The 20,883-nt window shown below is 45.8% G+C and carries 11 protein-coding genes; 4 read left to right on the top strand and 7 right to left on the bottom strand.

Going from position 1 to position 20,883, the window contains the following annotated elements:
• Window positions 1-129 precede the first annotated feature (129 nt).
• Window positions 130-918: a Crp/Fnr family transcriptional regulator gene (locus A28LD_RS11510; protein WP_050795192.1), complete on the top strand. Its 789-nt coding sequence runs from the start codon at window positions 130-132 to the stop codon at window positions 916-918.
• Window positions 919-1,005: 87 nt separating this feature from the next.
• Here A28LD_RS11510 and A28LD_RS12085 read toward each other — a convergent pair whose 3' ends face one another.
• Window positions 1,006-2,460, bottom strand: coding sequence for an OmpA family protein (locus tag A28LD_RS12085; RefSeq protein ID WP_007421248.1), 1,455 nt, complete (start codon window positions 2,458-2,460; stop codon window positions 1,006-1,008).
• 35 nt (window positions 2,461-2,495) lie between these two features.
• The gene (locus tag A28LD_RS11500; protein WP_007421247.1) at window positions 2,496-4,841 is read right to left on the bottom strand and encodes an Ig-like domain-containing protein; all 2,346 of its coding nucleotides are present in this window, start codon (window positions 4,839-4,841) and stop codon (window positions 2,496-2,498) included.
• A gap of 267 nt (window positions 4,842-5,108) precedes the next feature.
• Between A28LD_RS11500 and A28LD_RS11495 the strand changes: the two genes are divergently transcribed.
• Entirely contained in the window at window positions 5,109-5,876 is a 768-nt protein-coding gene (locus A28LD_RS11495; RefSeq protein WP_007421246.1) for a Crp/Fnr family transcriptional regulator, read from the top strand.
• A gap of 60 nt (window positions 5,877-5,936) precedes the next feature.
• Here A28LD_RS11495 and A28LD_RS12080 read toward each other — a convergent pair whose 3' ends face one another.
• Both A28LD_RS12080 and A28LD_RS12200 read right to left on the bottom strand, forming a co-directional pair.
• The gene (locus A28LD_RS12080; RefSeq protein ID WP_237704268.1) at window positions 5,937-7,400 is read right to left on the bottom strand and encodes an OmpA family protein; all 1,464 of its coding nucleotides are present in this window, start codon (window positions 7,398-7,400) and stop codon (window positions 5,937-5,939) included.
• Window positions 7,401-7,432: 32 nt separating this feature from the next.
• Window positions 7,433-11,260 carry an Ig-like domain-containing protein gene (locus A28LD_RS12200; RefSeq protein WP_007421244.1) on the bottom strand — a complete coding sequence of 1,276 codons (3,828 nt, stop codon included), beginning with the start codon at window positions 11,258-11,260 and terminating at the stop codon, window positions 7,433-7,435.
• Between the two features lie 615 nt (window positions 11,261-11,875).
• Here A28LD_RS12200 and A28LD_RS11480 point away from each other — a divergent pair.
• Window positions 11,876-13,618, top strand: a complete 1,743-nt coding sequence (locus A28LD_RS11480; protein WP_007421243.1) for a DEAD/DEAH box helicase — start codon at window positions 11,876-11,878, stop codon at window positions 13,616-13,618.
• Window positions 13,619-13,633: 15 nt separating this feature from the next.
• Window positions 13,634-14,254 (top strand): superoxide dismutase family protein, encoded by a 621-nt coding sequence (locus A28LD_RS11475; RefSeq protein WP_007421242.1) that lies wholly within the window; start codon window positions 13,634-13,636, stop codon window positions 14,252-14,254.
• 89 nt (window positions 14,255-14,343) lie between these two features.
• On the opposite strand, the gene A28LD_RS11470 is transcribed toward A28LD_RS11475, so the two are convergent.
• Genes A28LD_RS11470 through A28LD_RS11460 form a run of 3 tightly spaced genes read right to left on the bottom strand, consistent with a single transcriptional unit; the run spans window position 14,344 to window position 20,879 of the window.
• Entirely contained in the window at window positions 14,344-17,940 is a 3,597-nt protein-coding gene (locus A28LD_RS11470) for a translocation/assembly module TamB domain-containing protein (protein ID WP_007421241.1), read from the bottom strand.
• Complete coding sequence (locus A28LD_RS11465; RefSeq protein ID WP_158091794.1) at window positions 17,937-19,670, bottom strand: autotransporter assembly complex protein TamA; 1,734 nt, start codon at window positions 19,668-19,670, stop codon at window positions 17,937-17,939. Before A28LD_RS11465 ends, A28LD_RS11470 begins: the two co-directional genes overlap by 4 nt.
• A gap of 42 nt (window positions 19,671-19,712) precedes the next feature.
• The gene (locus A28LD_RS11460; protein WP_007421239.1) at window positions 19,713-20,879 is read right to left on the bottom strand and encodes a heme biosynthesis protein HemY; all 1,167 of its coding nucleotides are present in this window, start codon (window positions 20,877-20,879) and stop codon (window positions 19,713-19,715) included.
• Between the last annotated feature and the right edge of the window lie 4 nt (window positions 20,880-20,883).

Here is a 20,883-nt window from a genome sequence, read left to right as displayed (position 1 = left end):
GGGCGTGATGTAATCGCTCTTTACACTTTCTTCTGCCTAAGTTTGCATACAAATGTAAATTAACGAACTACTATTGAGCGCATCTATGGCTAATCCGGCAAGGAGCGCAATTTGCATTCAATAAAAAAAATGAGAAACGGTGAACATCCAATTTCATCACCAGAACAAAATCATTTACTCTCATCGCTTCCTGCAGAAGTTCGCGCACGGTTTGCGCCACATCTTCGTTTAGTACAATTGCCGTTAGGTCAGTGTTTATACGAATCAGGTGGCGAACTTAAGCACGTACTTTTCCCAACTAACTCTGTGATTTCGTTACTCTATACTATGGAGAATGGGGATTCGGCGGAAATCTCAGTGGTAGGGAATGAAGGTGTATTGGGCATCGCTTTATTCATGGGGGGGGAAAGTACTCCAAACCGAGCGGTAGTGCAGAGTGCTGGCAGTGCGTATCAGTTGCCAGGCCATATATTAAAACAAGAATTTCATCGTCATGGAGATTTGCATTGTTTGCTTTTGCGTTATACCCAATCGCTGATGACACAAATGGCGCAAACGGCTGTATGCAATCGCCATCACTCGATAGAGCAGCAGTTATGCCGTTGGTTATTATTGTCGTTAGATCGTATTCCATCGAATGTGCTTACGATGACCCAGGAGCTTATTGCCAACATGTTAGGCGTTCGTAGAGAGGGCGTGGCGGTGGCGGCAGGTAAACTGCAAAAGTTAGGCATTATTGAATATAATCGTGGGAAGTTAACTGTTTTAGATCGGCCACGATTGGAAAAGATAAGCTGTGAATGCTACGAGGTGGTGAAAGTTGAATGCGATCGCTTGTTGCATTATTTGCCAAAAGCGGCTTGCAGAAGCGAGTTCTCGAAAAAATCAGCTATTGAAGAAACATTCTTTGAACACTAACTACATTAAGTAAAAGCAACCGTAACAAATAATAAAATGTGCCTAGCAATATAATTGCTAGGCACACAGAAAGATCCTATTTTGATCTTATTTTGGATAACCTAGAACAATAGTAACTCGGCGGTTTTCCTGACGGCCCGACGCAGTAACATTGTAAGTATCTCTGCGGGTAGCACCAAAACCTTCAGCTGTAAGCCGAGAGCGATCAATACCAAAGTGCGTTACTAAGTAATTGGCCACACTCTGCGCACGCTCTTGCGATATTCTTTGTGCTCTATCTGGGCTAGTATTATCAGTATGCCCTTCAAGTGTAGCAGTAAGATCCGGGTGGCTACGCAGATACTCAGCAACATTAGCTAACTGATCATGATACTTAGAATCAATCTTTGACCCATCAGTATCAAACTCAAGCTCCATCGCTAAAGTTATGCGTTCTGGTAGCGGCGTTAATCCTTCGATATCCGTTGCGCAATCGATAACAGCGTTGATGCGGCGGTTCGCTTGCTTACCCGCTTCGGTACTGTTATCAGCAACGGGCCGGCTTTCACCATAGCCGGTGGCACTGAGCCGATCTCTATCTATGCCATGCTCCCGAACTAAGTAATCAACCACACTTTGCGCGCGCTGCTGCGATAAGCGAAGATTATCGGCTCGTGTACCAACGCTATCGGAGTGGCCTTCAATATGAACTTTAGTATCTGGATACTTCTCTAAAAACGTTGCAAGTACCAAGATACGCTCACGATCAATGCGTTGAATATCATCGTTGGCAATTTCGAATTGAATTTCTAGAGCACTACAATACTGTACCATGGTTACCGGTTGTACAGGCGCGGCAACAACAGCTCTTGGTGCTGGAGCAGGTGTTGCCTCAGGGCGTGAACGAGTACCAAAGCGATAGATAAGGTTCACTGAGAATAAATCTAAGTCACCATGATTGCCTACTGCGTCGTCCATGCGGTAACGCTCCGCTTCGATTCGAAACGTAACTCTTTCCGTCATTTCATATTGATAGCCAAATCCAAATTTGTAATCGGTGCTAGTTTTTTGAAAGCGCGGATTTAGTACATTTACCGCACCCGTACCCACAAAATCTACCGATGCTTTGCTGTTATGGGCACCAATTCTGCCGAACAACGATGATTTCTCGGTGAGCGGTAGCATGGCTACTACATCAAGATTCCAGCCGCCGAATTCCAGCTCTCCAAAGCTAGTGCCGGCTGGCATCGTGGTGGCAGTGTAGCTAAATTCACCAAGATCAAAGTAACCGCCCTCTATCGAGATATGGCGATTAAACTGATAACCGCCATAGATTTTAAAGCCAAAATCTTTGGTATCAGAATTAAACTCAGTTGTGGTGTAACCTGATTCTAATAGATCGGCAATAATATCGGCGCGAGCAATGGTGGCGCGCGAGCTACCACCACCAACACCGAGATACCATCCCGAATCTTCTTCAGCTACTACAGGCATTGCCATGCCCATTAAGGCAAGTGCGCCAATAGCTGTACTAATAGATTGTGTAATTTTATTCTTTTTCATCTTAATCCCCACTGAAACCTTGTTAGTATTAGCCATTATTCTGCAGGTACATTTATCACGGTATTCACCATGGTAACTGAGGCGCCTAGAGACAATGCTCGGCCATCTAAAGTGACAATATTGACGTTTCCAGCGGTAGAAATACTCACACCTTCTTGGGCAATAATGGTGCCTTTCATGGTGCCACCACCGGCAGCGTTAATCGTTGCAGCGCTGCCTACTTTCCAGAAGATATTCTTCGCCTGCGCGCCGTTAACTAGAATCACACTTTGTGGGAAATCAGCTCCGGGGCCACCAACAGTTAATGTGGTTGCCATTTGGAATACCCACACAGCATTCTGATTGCCTTGTGCATCTAAAGTTAAATCACCGCCTTGGATACTAAATGCACCACTTTGAGCGGTATAGATTCCAGGGGCTAAGGTTAAGTTACCTAGATTTTCGTTTCCTGGGTCTTGGCCACCTGGCATATTTGCAGGCGTAAGAGATAGGTAAGCCTGTTCTGCATCAAGGCGAGCTTGAATAGCGATAGCTTCGGTTACGGCCGTTCCATCTTGTGGGCACGCAACGGTAGGCGGTGGTGGAGCGGTGTAAATTTTACCGTTTACTTTACCTTCGTTCAGAGTGGTAATGGTGTATTCACAGCCAGGCTCAGAAACAAAGCCAGTTACCAAAGTAGATGCCGCTGTAGTACCCAGATCACCGTTAACAACCGTTAATAGGCCTTGGTTTGTTACGCCTGAAATACCACCAAAGCTACCAAAAGGGGCTGCAGTTCGCAGGTTTGCAGGTTCCAAACAGCTCTCAGTTGGAGGAGTGGTGGTGAAAATCCAAACGTAATCTTCCACCATTTCGTTACCTGGAACCATGAGATCTTTTACGCCTTCAGAACCACTTTTTATCGTAGCGCGGTAGGTTACGTTTTCTGCTAACTGATTCTCAGGAATGAAAGTAGCAATGGTGCCAGTATCAGCATCAAGCAAAATCGATTCAGCAGAAACTGTATTTTCTGGAGCTGCATCTTCAAAAATTAAGAAAGTTGCATTATTTAGAGTGTTTGGATCCAATCGAGTTCCAGATGGAACATCAAACGTAGCGTTAATACTAGCGCTTGGGCATACAGCTATCGTGCCGCTATCCATAGGCTCGGTTGATTGCACCGAGATATTGTTGGCTGGAATTGCAGCTACAGTGGTAAATACCCATATATAATCACTGGCGGTGTTTACCGGCCCCTGATTACCAGCAAGCTCATTCCCCGCTAGATCAGTAACGGTGCTAAAAATAGTAGCTGTGTAGGTAGCGCCTTCTTCCAAGTTCTCTTCAGGCGTAAACACTGCGCTGCGTGAAGCAACCACATAGGTAACATCACCTACTGGTGATATGCAAGGCTCCTCACAGGTAAGCGTAAAGGTGCTATCAGAAATTGTGGTGGCTAACATATCTTCACTGAATATCGCAGTGATGCCGGTATTTACTGGAACTTCATTAGTAGGCCCAGGAGTAGTGGTTTCCGGTACAGTAATAGTAACGCGTGGGCGGGTTGTATCGGTTGTTGTACCGGTAGTGAACTGCCAAGTGTAATCACTTTCTGTAGTAGCCGAACCTTGATTACCAGCAAGCGCGTTGCCAGCAAGATCAGTAACTGTACTTTCAATAGTAGCCGTATACGTTGTTTCCAAATCCAAATTTTCGCTTGGAGTAAATACAGCGCTTAATGTAGCGCTATCATAGGAAACACTACCAGTAGGCGATACACAAGGTGCCGCACAGGTTACTGTGAACGTGCTGGTAGTGATAGTGGAAGCTAACATCGCTTCGCTAAACACTGCAGAAACGGTAGTGTTTGCTGGAATATTTGGAGTTGGGCCCGGAGAACTTGTTACCGGTTTGGTGCTGGTAACGCGTGGGCGAGTGGTATCCGGTGCTTCACCAGTTGTGAATTGCCATGCGTATGGTTGAGCTAAATTTAAACTAGTCGCTCTGCTGGTGGCGCTGTTTATCGTTGCAGTATATTGCGTTAACTCATCTAACTGAGCCGGGCTTGTTACTGTGAACGTTGCAATAGTATTCGCTGCATTCATGGTAACAGTGCCGGTTGGGTTGGTACATGGAGCTGCACAAGCTACTGTAAAATCAGCCATGGTCAATGGGTTTACGGCTTCGCTAAACTGAGCCGTTATCACGGTATTATTGATTGCAACACCCGTGGCATCGTTTGTGGGTGTTGTAACGGTCACTGTTGGTGGTAGCGCTACATTGCCATTATTACCGAGGATAGGGTCACGGCCATCGCTACCACAAGCGGCTAATAGTGAGCAGGTTACTGCTAACATCAGCCATTTGTGAACTCTGGAAAAGCTAGGTAATTTGGGGTGCATTTGGTCATTCCTCTCGGTGTAAGTTTGCAAGTTAGTTCAGCCCGCCATAGTGTTCAGAACGGACAGGGTGTCACTATTTACTTATTCCTAAAATGCGTCTGTACGATATCGCGCTTATAACTGAACTTTTAGTTAAGTTATTAAATTCCACCCTGATAAATAGATTTTATTTTGGCGATAATCTGGAGTTTTTCTGATTCTTTGCATATATATTAATAACAGTTAATGTTTTAGTTACTTTACGCCGCGAACATAGGGAGCTATGGCTTGCACTCAAAAAAGCTAGTGGTGAATGATGATTTTCGATCAGCATCGCCGGAACAGAATCATTTAATTGCTTCCCTTCCTATTGAAGTTAGAGCTAGGTTTGCAAAGCACTATAACCTCGTACAACTACCGCTCGGGAAGTGCTTGTATGAATCAGGCAACAAACTAAAACATGTATATTTTCCAACCGATTCTGTTATCTCTTTACTTTATATAATGGAAAACGGTGATTCCGCTGAAATATCTGTGGTGGGTAATGAGGGAATACTCGGTATTGCTATTTTTATGGGTGGTGAAAGCATGCCTCATAGGGCGATAGTTCAAAGCGCGGGAAATGCATATCAGTTGCCGGAGAACATATTAAAAGAGGAATTTAATCGACATAGCCATCTGCAATTCTTTCTCCTTCGCTACGCGCAATCGTTGATGACGCAAATAGCACAAACTGCCGTATGTAACCGCCACCACACAATCGAACAACAATTGTGCCGATGGTTGCTTTTGTCGTTAGATCGAATTCCATCAAATACGCTGATTATGACCCAAGAACTTATCGCAAATATGCTGGGTGTTCGCAGGGAGGGGGTTACACTCGCCGCAGGGAAACTGCAAAAACAAGGTGTGATTGAGTATCATCGAGGGAAACTGATCATATTAGATCGGCCAAGGCTTGAGAAACTTAGTTGTGAATGTTACCAAGTGGTAAATAAAGAATACGATCGCTTGCTTAATCATTTCAATGATCAGAGAAACTCCCGGTTGTTTTAGGCATAAAAAAAGGTGCCCGACAAAACTTGCCAGGCACCTAAGGGGGGCTCTACTGTATACCTATTTCGGATAATCTAGAATAATAGTAACTCGGCGGTTTTCCTGACGGCCCGACGCAGTAATATTGTAAGTATCTCTGCGGGTAGCACCAAAACCTTCAGCTGTAAGCCGAGAGCGATCAATACCAAAGTGCGTTACTAAGTAATTGGCAACACTCTGCGCACGCTCTTGAGATACTCTTTGCGCTCTATCAGCGTTCGCGTTATCGGTATGGCCTTCCAGTGTAGCGGTGAGTTCAGGGTGGCGGCGCAAATACTCCGCAACTGTACCGAGTTGATCATGATATTTCGGGTCAACTACTGAGCTATTAGTATCAAATTCAAGCTCCATTGCTAGTGTTATCCGTGCGGGCAATGGTGTTAACCCCTCGATATCCGTTGCGCAATCGATAACAGCGTTGATGCGGCGGTTCGCTTGCTTACCTGCTTCGGTACTGTTATCAGCAACGGGCCGGCTTTCACCATAGCCGGTGGCACTGAGCCGATCTCTATCTATGCCATGCTCCCGAACTAAGTAATCAACGGCATTTTCTGCGCGTTGCTGTGATAAGCGAAGATTATCGGCTCGTGTACCAACGTTATCGGTGTGTCCTTCAATCTCAACTTTAGTTTCCGGGTATTTATCCAAGAAAGTAGCAAGAACTAAAACATGTTCACGATTAATTCGTTGAATATCATCGTTGGCAATTTCGAATTGAATTTCTAGAACACCACAATACTGCGTTGTTGCTGCCGGTTGTACTGGCGCGGCAACAACAGCTCTTGGTGCTGGAGCAGGTGTTGCCTCAGGGCGTGAACGAGTACCAAAGCGATAGATAAGGTTCACTGAGAATAAATCTAAGTCACCATGATTGCCTACTGCGTCGTCCATGCGGTAACGCTCCGCTTCGATTCGAAACGTAACTCTTTCCGTCATTTCATATTGATAGCCAAATCCAAATTTGTAATCGGTGCTAGTTTTTTGAAAGCGCGGATTAAGTACATTTACCGCACCCGTACCCACAAAATCTACCGATGCTTTGCTGCTATGGGCACCAATTCTGACGAACAACGATGATTTCTCGGTGAGCGGTAGCATGGCTACTACATCAAGATTCCAGCCGTCGAATTCCAGCTCTCCAAAGCTAGTGCCGGCTGGTATCGTAGTGGCAGTGTAGCTAAATTCACCAAGATCAAAGTAACCGCCCTCTATCGAGATATGGCGATTAAACTGATAACCGCCATAAATTTTAAAGCCAAAATCTTTGGTATCAGAATTAAACTCAGTTGTGGTGTAACCTGATTCTAATAGATCGGCAATAATATCGGCGCGAGCAATGGTGGCTTGCGAGCTACCACCACCAACACCCAGATACCACCCAGATTCTATTTTTTGGCTTGCCACAGCGGGTAGAGCTAGCCCGAAGAGGGTAAGTGTACCGATCGCTGTACCAATCGCTTGTGTGATTTTATTCGTTTTCATCATACTCTCCACTGAAATCGGATTAGGGTTAGCCATTATTCTGCAGGTACATTTATCACGGTATTCACCATGGTAACTGAAGCGCCTAGAGATAATGCTCGGCCATCTAAAGTGACAATATTGACGTTTCCAGCGGTAGAAATACTCACACCTTCTTGGGCAATAATGGTGCCTTTCATGGTGCCACCACCGGCAGCGTTAATCGTTGCAGCGCTGCCTACTTGCCAGAAGATATTCTTCGCCTGCGCGCCGTTAACTAAAATCACACTTTGTGGGAAATCAGCTCCGGGGCCACCAACAGTTAATGTGGTTGCCATTTGGAATACCCACACCGCATTTTGGTTGCCTTGCCCATCTAAGGTTAAATTACCGCCTTGGATGCGGAATGAGCCACTTTGGGCGGTGTAAATGCCCGGGGCTAAGGTTAAGTTGCCAAGGTTGTCGTTTCCTGGATCTTGGCCACCTGGCAAGTTTGCTGGTGTTATGGATAGGTAAGCCTGTTCTGCATCAAGGCGAGCTTGAATAGCGATAGCTTCGGTTACGGCCGTTCCATCTTGTGGGCACGCAACGGTAGGCGGTGGTGGAGCGGTGTAGATTTTACCGTTTACTTGACCTTCGTTCAGAGTGGTAATGGTGTATTCACAGCCAGGCTCAGAAACAAAGCCAGTTACTATAGTGGAGGCTCCGGTGGTACCTATATCACCGTTAATAACGGTTAGTAAGCCTTGGTTGGTTATACCTGCAGTGCCACCAAAGCTACCAAAAGGTGCGGCGGTTCTGAGGTTAGGCCCTTCAAGGCAGCTCTCGGTTGGAGGAGTGGTGGTAAAGGTCCATACATAATTCTCAAGCATTTCGTTGCCCGGAACAGCGAGGTCTTTAACGCCATCGGCACCGCCTATAATGGTGGCCCGATAGACTACACCTTCAGGGAGTTGGTTAAGCGGAATAAAGGTAGCTATGGTGCCGGTATCAACATCAAGCTGAATTGATTCGGCAGCAACCGCTGTATTTAAAGGATCGGCATCTTCAGCAATCAAAAACGTTGTATCGTTAATTGTTGTAGGGTCAATCCGAGTCCCTGAAGGAATATTAAAGGTTGCGTTAATACTGGCATTTGGGCAAACCGCCATGGTTCCATTAAATATAGGGTCAGTTGATTGCACTGATATATTGTTCACTGGAATAGGCTCAACAGTAGAGAATAACCAGATATAGTCACTGGCGCTGCTAACCGGACCTTGATTACCCGCCAACTGATTACCCGCAACATCTGTAACTGTACTGAGTATGGTTGCCGTGTAAGTAGCCCCTTCTTCCAAATTCTCCTGCGGGGTAAATACCGCGGTACGTGATGCAGCCACGTAGCTTACGCTGCCAACAGGAGATACACACGGCGCCTCACAGGTAACTGTAAAACTGCTGTTGGTAATAGTGGTAGCGAGCATTTCTTCACTAAATACCGCACTAATACCGGTATTTACAGGAACTCCATCGGTAGGGCCGGGATCGCTGGTAGCGGGCACAGTAAGGGTAACTCGTGGGCGAGTTGTATCTGGTGTAATACCGGTGGTGAACTGCCATGTGTAATCGTTAGCAACCGTTGGTGTTGATGGATTTCCGGCTAATTGATTGCCAGCAAGGTCAGTTACCGAACTTGTTACTGTTGCGGTGTAAGTAGTTTCAAACTCAAGATCATTGGTAGGGTTAAATACCGCACTACGAGCTTCGGGTTCATAGGAAACAGTGCCTGATGGCGATACGCAAGGAGCTTCACAAGTTACCGTAAAGCTGTTTGAAGTAATCGTTGAGGCTAACATATCTTCATTGAATACAGCCGAAATGTTGGTGTTTATCGGAACATTCGTTGTTGGGCCGGGGCTTGTTGTAAGTGGTTGCGTAATAGTTACCAAAGGCCGTGTTGTATCTGCAGCATCGCTAGTAGTAAATAACCAAATATAATCGCTTGCGAACGCTGCGGTATCTTGGTTACCAGCTAACTCGTTACCTGCAAGATCGGTAACCGATGAGGTAACCGTTGCTGTATACGTAGTTTCAGATTCAAGTTGTTCACTAGGAACAAAAACGGCAGTACGTGCTTCAGTTTCATAGGAAACAGTGCCAACCGGAGATACGCATGGTGCTTGGCATGTAACAATGAAATTATTTCTGTTGATAGTGGTCGCTAGCATGTCCTCAGTGAAGATAGCAGAAATACTGGTGTTCACCGGCACATTTTCTGTAGGTCCTGGGGATGTTGTTAACGGCTGCGTGATAGTAACCCGTGGCCGAGTTGTATCGGGTTCAGTACTGGTGGTGAATTGCCAGATATAATTACTTGCAGTAGTTGCATCACCTTGATTGCCAGCAAGTTGATTGCCGGCTAAATCAGTTACAGTGCTGCGTATGATAGCGGTATAGGTTGTGCTGGGCTCGAGCTCGGCAGCGGGACGAAATGCAGCGCTGCGCGTTTCAGCTTCATAGGAAACACTTCCAACCGGGGATACACAAGGCGCGTCACAGGTAAGTGTAAAACTTCTTGATGAAATCGTTGTGGCCAACATGCTCTCGGTAAAAATAGCCGAAATAGTGGTGTTTATAGGTACATTCGTTGTTGGGCCCGGAGAAGTAGTTAGGGGCTGGGTAACCGTAACCCGCGGGCGAATAGTATCAGGCTCAATGCCAGTTCTGAACTGCCACACATAGTTACTTGCGGTAGATGCATCCCCTTGATTGCCGGCTAAGCGATTGCCCGCCAAATCAGTTGCTGCAGTGGTAATCGTTGCTGTGTATGTTGTTTCAAAATCTAAAATTTCGTCTGCAGTAAATGCAGCACTGCGGGTTTCAGTTTCATATGAAACTCTACCGGTTGGCGATACACAAGGCGCTGCACAGGTAAGAGTGAAGCTAGCAGAGGTAATAGTAGTAGCTAGCATTGGCTCGGTGAAAATCGCAGAAACAGAAGTATTCACCGGCACATTAGCGGTAGGGCCTGGGCTTGTCGTTAACGGTTGTGTAATAGTAACCCGCGGGCGAGTGGTATCGGCCACATCACCCGTAGTGAATTCCCAAATGTAATCACTTGCGGTGGTTGCATTACCTTGATTGCCAGCTAGTTGATTACCAGCAAGATCAGTAACTGCGCTGGTGATTGTAGCGGTGTAGGTGGTGTTGAAATCTAACGCCACTTCGGGCAAGAACGCCGCAGTGAGTGCTTCCGGCTCATATGAAACACTTCCCTCTGGCGATACACAAGGTGCGGCACAGGTAACAGTGAAACTGCTCGCGGTAAACGTTGAAGCCAACATGTCTTCGCTAAATACAGCGGAAATAGTTGTGTTTACCGGTACGTTTTCGGTTGCCCCTACAGTGGGTGTCGCTGGCTGGGTTATAGTAACTCGAGGCCGGGTAGTATCGGGGGTTTCACCAGTTGTGAACTCCCAAACATAAGGTTGTGCTAGAGGTAGATTATGGCTACTGCTAGTGACATTTTGAATTCTTGCTGTATAAACAGTGAATTCGTCGAGAGCGTCGGGGCTCGTTACCGAATAAGTAGCGATAGTACGCGCCGCATTCATGCTAACAGTTCCGGATGGGCTGCTGCACGGGCTCTCACAGGTGACAGTGAAGTTTGCCGCAGTTAGTGAATTCATTGGTTCACTAAACTGAGCTGATATCACGGTATCATTTATGGCAACATCAGTTGCATTGTTTGCAGGAATAACAACGGTTACCGTCGGCGATAGAGCAACGTTACCATCATTACCAAGAATCGGATCACGGCCATCATCACCACAGGCGATTAGGAACGAACCAGCTAATGCCAGCATTAGCCATTTGTAGGTGTTAGATAATTTAGGATACATTAGACAAATCCTTAGGGTATACTTGTTGGGTTGATTCCGCCTCGCCATAAAGGAGAGTCCGTGGAATAAGTACTTTCCTCCTGTTACTCAAAAAGGGTCTGTGCGTTAACGCACAAAGAACGAACGATTTCTTTTTAACACATTGAAAAAACGTTAATTGTTTTTCTTGAGAAACCTTAGGAAAATCCAAATTCCACTAGTTTTCGTGAAAGAATGGGCACCTAGTTGTTCCTGCTAACAAACAAACAACAATACTTCTTTATAAATCCTGTTATACTCCGCACCTGTTTAGCTAGAGCTAAGCAATTTGATTGACAGTGGTCCCCTATCTTGCAGGCTTTAAACGCCTGACAACACTAAAAACGATATGGTTTAAACGCTATATCCGTTCACATGAGAACAGGGTCTAAGGGGCAGTTGTCGGTTGCGTTATCTTCAAAGATAACGCCAATGCCCAGCCTTGGTCTGCCATCGCAATATTGCAGAAGCTTGCATTGCGCAAGTAACAACGCAAGCAAACATGTTGATGTACATGAGTGTGCGATCTGTTTACCGAGTCTGATTATTTAAAATGTTTCCGCCAATTTAGCGCGGAGCTTTGATAGTGAGACAAATATGTCTGAATTTAATACTTTTTCTGCTTTGGAATTACCAGAGCCAATCTTACGTGCCATTTCTGAGTTAGGTTTTGATACCCCTACTCCTATCCAGCAGCAGGCTATTCCTGGGTTGTTGGCTAAGAAAAATGTACTTGGCGAAGCGCAAACCGGTACCGGTAAAACCGCAGCTTTTGGTTTGCCAGCCTTAGCTAATATCGACACCCGCGTGCGTGGTGCTCAACTCTTAGTAGTTGCTCCTACTCGCGAATTAGCAATTCAAGTTGCTGAATCGATCGAAGCTATGGGTAAATACATGAAGGGTTTGAACGTAGCTACTATCTATGGCGGCTCTTCTTATGGCCCGCAGATTAAATCACTTCGCGGTGGTGCCCAAGTTGTTGTTGGTACACCTGGCCGTTTAATGGATCATCTCCGCAAAGGTAGCCTAGATTTAAGCGCTTTGAAAATGGCAGTACTTGATGAAGCTGATGAAATGCTTAATATGGGCTTCGTTGAAGATATTGAGTGGATTATGGAGCAGGTTCCAGATACAGCTCAACGCGCTTTGTTTTCAGCAACCATGCCACCACAAATTCGTAAAATTGCGAACAAGTTCTTAACGGATCCGGTTCATGTGAAAATTGAATCTACGCAAGCTACAAAAGCAAACATTGCTCAGAAAGCTTGGAAAGTTCAAGGCATGACGAAAGACGCAGCACTTGAGCGTTTGCTTGAATCAATAGATTACCAGTTGGTATTAGTATTCGTTCGTACTCGTAACGATACCTTAACTGTATCTGCCGGGTTACGTGAGCAAGGCTTTAAAGCCGCAGGTTTGAACGGCGATATGAGCCAAGAACAACGTGAATCTACGGTTAGCCAGTTGAAATCTGGTAAAATTCGTATACTCGTTGGTACCGATGTTGTGGCCCGTGGTTTAGATGTACCAGGTGTTACTCACGTTATTAATTACGATTTACCACAAGATGCTGAATCTTATGTTCACCGCATTGGCCGTACTGGCCGTGCTGGCCGCTCAGGTGAATCAATTTCATTTGCACGCCCACGTGAAATGCATTTGTTGAAGCGCTATGAGCGTTCAACTAACGGCACAATTGAGATGATTAACGTGCCACAAGGCCGTGAGTTATCGAAATTACGTATCGAGCAAGCGCAAGCTAAAATTTTAGCCCGCGCTCAAGAGCCAGCAATGAAAGCTATGGCTTCATTAGTTGAGCAGATGACAGCAGCAACAGAAATGACTGTTGAGGAAATGGCAGCAGCGCTTCTATATGAATACCAATTAACGCGCCCACTTATTGTAAAAGATGAGCCTAAGCCGAAGTTTGATCGCAAAGAGCGTAGTGTAGGCGCAGAACGTGGCCGTAGCGAACGCAGTGATCGTGGTGACCGCAATGCCCGCGGAAAACGCCCAGAGCGTGCAGGCGAGCGAAGTGACCGTGCTGGTGCAGAGCGCCGTGAACGGAAACCACGCCGTGATGCGAACATTGAGTTCGATACGTACCGTTTATCGGTAGGTACTGAACATGGTGCGCGCCCGGGTGATGTAGTTGGTGCTATTGCAAATGAAGCGGATATGGATAGCCGTTACATTGGTGAAATTCAACTTTTTGCAACACACACTACTGTGCAGTTGCCAAAAGGAATGCCACCAGCGATTTTGCAGAAGTTAAAGAAAGCGCGAATTCGTCAACAGCCTATGGCTATCAGCCCAGTTCATGGTAAGGTTATCTCCTAACAAAGGAGGTACGGCATGAAATTAAAAACTATGCTAACTGCCGCTTCTGCGGCAGTTTTTTTATCTGCGTGTGGTGGTGAGCCAAATACTGCACCTGCAAATGCTCCAGAAAGTGCAGCGCCAGAAATGAATCATCATCAAGCCCATTCTGCTGATACTGAAGCAGCTACTGGTGGCGGTTATATTGCAGTTTTGCGCGGAACTGAAGGTAATGAAAATATTTATGGCTCCGTGACATTTACCCAGGATGCTGATGGCGTAATGGTGATGGCACATGTTGAAGGCTTGCCAGCAAATAGCACGCATGGATTCCATGTGCATGAGTTTGGTGATTGCAGTGCGCCCGATGCAACTTCCGCGGGTGGCCACTTCAACCCTTATGATCGCGATCATGGGGCGCCCGATAGTGATGAGCGTCACGTAGGTGATTTAGGTAATTTGGATTCCGATGCTTCAGGTATGGCGCATTTAGAGCAGCTTGATCATAAGCTTTCTTTAACTGGTGAACACCGGATTTTAGGTAAAGCGGTAGTAGTTCATGCTCAGGCTGATGATTTATCTTCGCAGCCGGTAGGGAATGCTGGTGCACGTATTGCTTGTGGTGTGATTGAAGATATCGATAGTATCGAATATTAAAAAGCACCTATAAATAATTGCTTTAAGTGAAAGGCCTGATGTTGATAACAGCATCAGGCCTTTTTGCGTTAAGCCGTTTCTTATTTTGGTTAGCGTTCGATACTGTAAAAGATATCGGCACCGCTTCGCTCACCGCTGGTTTGTGATTCAAAATGTAAGTGCTCTGTTAAACGGTAGCGAATAAAGAAAGTATTAACGGGCTCAATTAAACCAATACCGTATTTTACATACAGCCTAGAAGATAGGTGTTTGCCGATAAACAGGGAAGTGTTCTCTAGGTTTTCGCCGGTAGAATCGAGTAGTACTTCATCAACGCCAAACGCTTGGCCTAATTGCTCGCCAAGGAAGTTACCGCCTTGCATACCAAGCGCCAATGTTGCTTGCGCAAATACATTGGCCTCGCCGGAATCTGAACCTGGCGCCCGGCCAAGAATCAAATAGGAAAGAATTGCACTATCTTGCATTGCTGGAGTAGAAAAGAATGTAAGGTTTGGCTCACGTAATGAACCACCAATCCGAGCACCAACAGTAACGTTTTCGCTTTCAACCGAACGGGAAACACGTAAATCAAGCCCAGGATTATCAATAGGGCCACCTGTAAATGTGAAGTTGCCTCGATCAATATTTAAAGGTTGCCCAAAAATCTCATAGCGGCCCGTAGCGACATTTATCGTGCCTACGGCTGAAGTCTGTTGCCCTGGCTGTTCACGTACGCGCAGCCTTCCTTCTAGGCGCCCATCAAAGCCGAACGCTTCAACCCGCACGTTACTACCGAGAATCACTTGCACATCGGCATCAATGGGCAAGTTATCTTCTTCAAAACTAAACACGGTTTCGTCACCGCGAACAATAATGGTATCCCGCGATGAGCTATCAATTGTTTCTATATCTGGAGGCGTAATTAGCGCGTTTGGTACTGTAAGTTCGCCCCGCGCTCGAATGCCGTCTTTATTATAATTGAGCTCTAGGTTCGGGCTAATACTTACCTGCAAATCACGAGTTTGTACTGCCTGGAAATTTTCACCACGAATTTGTACATCAGCCTCTTGCTCAACTAAGAAATAGCGGCCGGATATGTTTAAAAAACCCTCACCCGATTGTGCTTCTGCGTTGAGGCTAAAGGGTTCCCCTACTTCTCCAGGCGCATCTAGCCTGATATTTAGATTGGTAATACGTATGCCTGCGGCAGGTACTTCGCCGCCAGCTTCTAAGGCTTCTATGTAGCCAGTAACTACCGGAGCAGAAAGCACGCCACCAATGCCAAGTTCGCCGGTAATCCGGCCCTCTACAGCTTGTAGCTGTGGAACTAGAACTGAAATGATAGCGAGATTATCAAGCTGTATTTGCACATCCCCATTAATCGAGCCAAGGTTAAGTGCATCGTTTACGATGAATTCACCTTTAATACCGCCATCTAAATCAAGTGTACGCAAATCGAAATACGCGGTTAGGGTTTCTTGGTTGCCTTGAACTCGGAGTAGTTCGCTGGCGCTGATACGGAAATCTAAATCTTGCTCAGGTAGCCTTATTATCGAATCGGAGATATTTACTGAGCTATTAATCGCTAATTGATTATCTTCGATTAGAATTGAAATATTAGCGTTTACCGATCCCTCAATATTCAGCTCATCAGCCATCAATGGTTGCAATGCAGGCTGCAATAGCGATAGCTGCAGGCTATCTATGCGCGCCTCAATATTTCCGTTTTGAGTTGCTAGATTCCAATCAGCCTGTAAACAAAAGCCAGCATTGCGTGTTTCGTTGTTAATACAAAACTGATCAATAGCCAGTAATTCTTGGCTAAAAGTAGCTTGTGCAGCGTTCGCCAAACGCCAATTTTCAAATTCTTCATGGGCAAAGCTAAAGGTTTCTATTTGCCCCTGCCATTGCATATCTTGCCAGTGCCCTAAAAGGTCGATGGCCACCTCTGTTTCAAATGCAATCCCATGTAGCGTTGCCCGATGAGCATCAGTTTCTTGCGAAAGCTCTAAACTCAAATCTGTTATAACTTGTTGTTTATTTTGGATAACATCACTTACGTGCAGCGTTCCAGTAGGTAAGGTATTTAACGACCAATCGGCAATTAAATTTGCAGATATGTTAGCAATCGAATACGCGTCATAAGCTATATTTTTGCCTGTAACATCAAGAGTAATAGAGGTGTTGGCGAGGTTCGCATGAATATCACCGCTTAGTTGTTGCTCTCCCCATTGGGCGTTTAATCCATTAACAGCAACTTCTTCACCACGCCAAGTTCCATTAGCCGATACAGAAATTGGTTCGCCCTGTAACTCACCGTGAAGGCGATTCAAATTTACCGTAATATCGGTGTTTTCATTGGAACCATCGGTATCCCAGCGGCCGGAGCTTATGAGCGAAACATTTATTAGCCCTGGCCATTGAGCGCTGAAGCGCTCGAGTACAACGTTGCTAATATCAAAGGCCACATCCCACTGAATATCATCTATCCAGCTTAAGCTACCCGTCAATGAAATGTTGCTTTCTGCCGATTGTGCACTTAGATTGAAATGGCTTAGCCCTGCTGGAGAGCCTTCTAGCTCAAGAGAAATATCGGCATCGATATAATCCTGGTAACGAAATAGCCCACCCATACTGAGTTCAATATCGGTATCACCGATTTCTTCAGCCGTAATGATGCTTGCTTCACCTGTCCAATCGAGCATTAAGCCTAGCGTTTCCGCCCTTACAAAAAGTGAATCTAAGCTGAAGGTTTCATTTGCGAAGGCGGCTTCAGAATTAACAACAAAAATGCCTAGCGCTTCATGTTTACCCTCAACCCGAAACTCACCCTCTACGGTTTTAAGTGTACCTGATCCTTGAATACTCGCGTTTAGCCAATCAATATCAGGAATAAGCCCTTCGGAGGTGCTTTGTAAAACTCGAATAACACCTCGCCAAGCTAAATTTTCCGTGAGGGGTTGTGTTACTTCAACATCAACTTCGGCACTTACGAACCCACTTACTTGCTGCTTCAATGCCAGCGCATCGGTGTTTCCACGCAATGTTCCCACAACAGTGGTGAAACCGTATTCTGGCAGTTCAAAACGCGCCAAAGTATTTAGGTTTAAGGGATAGTTCCCAACAGGTGTTAATGTTCCATGCAGTTGCGCGTGGATATCATCGGTAGTGAGGCTAAAACTATGCAGATGAATGGTATCGCCGCGAGTTCGGCCGCGCAGCTGAATGCGTTTAATGTGCTGTTGCAATTCACCTTGTTGAAACGTGATATCGGTTAACAACACTTGATCTAAGCGAACTGAAACCGGCAATTGTATATCAGGCAGTTGTATCGGAAACAGCGGTTGATTTGGTTCCTGCGCTGGTTCCCCCGCAGGAAGATGAATGCGCGCACCGTTGATTTCGATTTCACGTGCATGCAATTGGCGTTTTAATAACTGCCAAGGCCGCCACCGTAACTGTAAATATTCAATTTCAATGTCTATTTCGCCATCACGATAACTCAAATCAGTTATTTCAAAATCACGAAGAATAGCGCCTTGCCAACTACCATATTCGAAATCACCGGGCAGCGATTTCTCCGCCACATATAAACCCAAACGGCCACCGGTTTGGGTGGTAAGTATGAGAGTAACCAAGGTAAGAATAATAATTACCAAGGCTAAGAGTGCATATAAACTTCGTTTAAACCAGCGCCAGAACATCATAAATCAGGCCCTATTGTGAGGTGTAGCCGTATGCTATCACCGGGATCTGAAAAGGCATGGGCTAAATCGATTCGAATTGGCCCAATAGGGCTTTGCCAGCGAAAACCAAAGCCGGCACCGGTTTTCATCGGCTCTGCGATATCATCGAAAGCATTGCCGCTATCAACAAATACGGCGAAGCGCCAGTTGGGTCTGAATTCATAATCCACTTCTAAACTGCCGGTAAGCAAATGCCGCGCACCGGTTACTTCATCGAGTTCATTTCTGGGCCCTACAGAGCGGTAAGAGTAACCTCGAATGCTAGTATCACCACCGGCATAAAAGCGCAGTGAGGTAGGTATTTTATCAAAACTGCTACTCAGTGAGGAGCCGGCTTCACCACGGCTAAGAAGGCGCCAACGATCTGACATGCGATGTACAATTTTTCCTGATAATGTGGCTTGCGCAAAATCAGCGTCAGAAAAGGCATTTTCAGCTGCGCCTCGAAGCGTAAGCGCGATACGAAAACCATCGCTAATGTTTAAACGATTCTCTGTGTGCACTCTTGTCCATTGGGCGCTAGGGAGCAGGAACGAACTATCTCGGCGCTCACCATCGAGCCTATCGCGCTCGTTAAGCCAATCAAGGGCAAGAATTCGTTGTGTTCGGTTCAGCTGAGTTTGCCAACTTATGCCTAATGAAACCCGTTCAGATTGAGTGTTGCCCGTATCTTCATCGGTCCAAAGGCCACGAATTGCATATTGATCTGTTTGCGGGCTGCGGCCAGGAATGATGTAACTTCCGGCTACACTGGAAAGAATCTCGGAAAGCTGTATTTGGGAATTAAACCGATGCCCACGGCTATTAACCCAGCGGCGATTCAAATCAAAACGCACACGAGCGCCGGTGTCGGTGCCATAACCTATACCGGTTTGATAATTCGTTCGTAGAATAGGCTCATAATCGATTTCAACAGGCACTCGGTATTCATCATCTGCTTCTTGCCATAAAGGTTGAACTTCTACGCGGTTAAAGTAATCGCTATCGGATAAGCCAAGCTGCAGCTCTAAAAGTTCGTTACTGTTGATGTAATCGCCCTCTTCGAAATTCACGAAGCGCTCCATTACATCATTATCAAGATGCCCCTCACTAAAGGTTATTCGGCCAAAACGGAAACGAGGCCCAGTATCAAGCTCGAGTAAAATATTTGCCGTATAGCTTTCTAAATCAATTCGAAGTTCTTGTTTTACAAAACGGGCTCGATAATAACCCCGTTCAGCGGCTAAGGAGCGAATTCGGGATTTGGCACGCTCGTAATCTGCATGTAATAACTGGGCGTTGGGCCTTATATTCAATCGAGTTACTAAGCTTGGAAATGCAGAATCATTCGAGCCATCACCACTAAACTGAATATCAATATTGGCAATGGTAATCGCAGGCCCGAGGGTAATACGGTAATGGGCTTGCCACACATCATCGATAAGCTCTAGTGAACTATCGACTTCGAATTTATAATAGCCATAGGGTGTAAGTGCGGCTCGGATATCGCGATAGGCCATTTCATGCAAATAGCGTAAACGGCTTATACCTGGGGCAGCTTGTTGGTGATAGGTGTAAATGCTTAATCGGTTGCGAACGTTGGTTTCTGAACGGCCAGATACCCCTTCAATAGTTACATTTACTCGGGCTTGCGAGTTTTCATTGGCCAAAACTGGATTACTAATAAGTATCGAACTTATTATTGTGGCCACCACCAGACAACATAACCGGTATAAATTCATCGCGTTTTTCTATTACCCTTGCTTAAAACTAGCGGCTTGCCGAAAAGCTTGCAACGCGGCTTCTTTCTGTTGGTTTGCTATAAGTGCTTCACCCAAAATGCGGTACGTTTGGCGATCAGGCCGAATTGTTATCGCTTTTTCTGCAGCTCGCTGTGCAAGCAATGCATCACCCTCTTGAATAGCCACAATGGCTAATAATAACAACCAATTTGGGTGTTGTGGGTGTGCTTTTACTTGTTTTTCAATTTCATCACGCAGTTCAGCTGTTTGTCGCCAATCGCGCGCATCGTATTGAATTAAATCACTAGCAGTAAGCATTTGGTGTTGTATGCCTCGAGCTGCTATTTTCGCTGCAATGGCGCCAAAACCCCGTTGTGTAAGTGTATCTAAATAGGCTAACCGAACTGGAGCATTACGGCGACTTTTCCTCGGTAGCGCGCTCCAAGCTTGGTTTAGTTTTTCACTATCGGTGCCAGATGCTTGGAAATAGGCACGGTAACTAGCACGAGTAAATTCAGCAAGGCGCGCCCCTGGCAATATTTCACGGTCATGCAAGGCTGGTAAAAGTTCACGTAACGATTGCAAATGCTGGTGTTTATATAACGCAGTAGCAGCTGCCAGTAGCACGTTATTTTGCTTTGGATGCGCTTGTAATAAAGCTTGTGATAGTTGTAATGCTTGTTTCGGATCAGTGGTAGATTCAAGCGTTGCGAGCTGAACTGAAAGCGCATCGGTAGCTTGATTTTGCGCTAGATTCAGCAGGCGCTGCTGCTCTTTGTTGTTATTCAATGCTTGCCATGCGGCGGCTGCGAGTAGATAGCCTTGTTGTGGCCGTTTGAGCCCGGGTGCAGCATTTTCAGCGGCACTAGCCGCTAACTTATAATTCTTGTTTAACCATTCGGTAAGGGCGGTTTCAAATTGCTGTTGGGCTTTTAGCTCGCGCCGTTTTATAAACCAGTTTGCAGTGAGCTCACGGCCAGAAAATATTTTGCGAAGTAACGCTTCACATAACCAAAAAACGAGTAAGGCGAGCACTAGCAAAATAGCCGCAACAATTAGGCTCATTTCAATGCTGTAATTGCCAATCAAAAGAATTAATGAGCCTGTACTTCCAGACCACAAAGGCCCCAAAATTAATCCGGCAGCAATAATGATGATAACGAACAAGGCTTTAAACACTCAG

It is taken from the genome of Idiomarina sp. A28L, from assembly GCF_000218785.1.
Lineage (GTDB): Bacteria > Pseudomonadota > Gammaproteobacteria > Enterobacterales > Alteromonadaceae > Aliidiomarina.
The sequence above is the reverse complement of the archived record's forward strand: the minus strand, read 5'-3'. Positions and strand labels throughout refer to the sequence as shown.

What these genes read in the sequence shown, in the direction of transcription:
- A28LD_RS11510 (WP_050795192.1), top strand. Translation starts at nt 130, where the DNA reads ATGAGAAACGGTGAACATCCAATTTCATCACCAGAACAAAATCATTTA.
- A28LD_RS12085 (WP_007421248.1), bottom strand. Translation starts at nt 2,460, where the DNA reads ATGAAAAAGAATAAAATTACACAATCTATTAGTACAGCTATTGGCGCA.
- A28LD_RS11500 (WP_007421247.1), bottom strand. Translation starts at nt 4,841, where the DNA reads ATGCACCCCAAATTACCTAGCTTTTCCAGAGTTCACAAATGGCTGATG.
- A28LD_RS12080 (WP_237704268.1), bottom strand. Translation starts at nt 7,400, where the DNA reads ATGATGAAAACGAATAAAATCACACAAGCGATTGGTACAGCGATCGGT.
- A28LD_RS12200 (WP_007421244.1), bottom strand. Translation starts at nt 11,260, where the DNA reads ATGTATCCTAAATTATCTAACACCTACAAATGGCTAATGCTGGCATTA.
- A28LD_RS11480 (WP_007421243.1), top strand. Translation starts at nt 11,876, where the DNA reads ATGTCTGAATTTAATACTTTTTCTGCTTTGGAATTACCAGAGCCAATC.
- A28LD_RS11475 (WP_007421242.1), top strand. Translation starts at nt 13,634, where the DNA reads ATGAAATTAAAAACTATGCTAACTGCCGCTTCTGCGGCAGTTTTTTTA.
- A28LD_RS11470 (WP_007421241.1), bottom strand. Translation starts at nt 17,940, where the DNA reads ATGATGTTCTGGCGCTGGTTTAAACGAAGTTTATATGCACTCTTAGCC.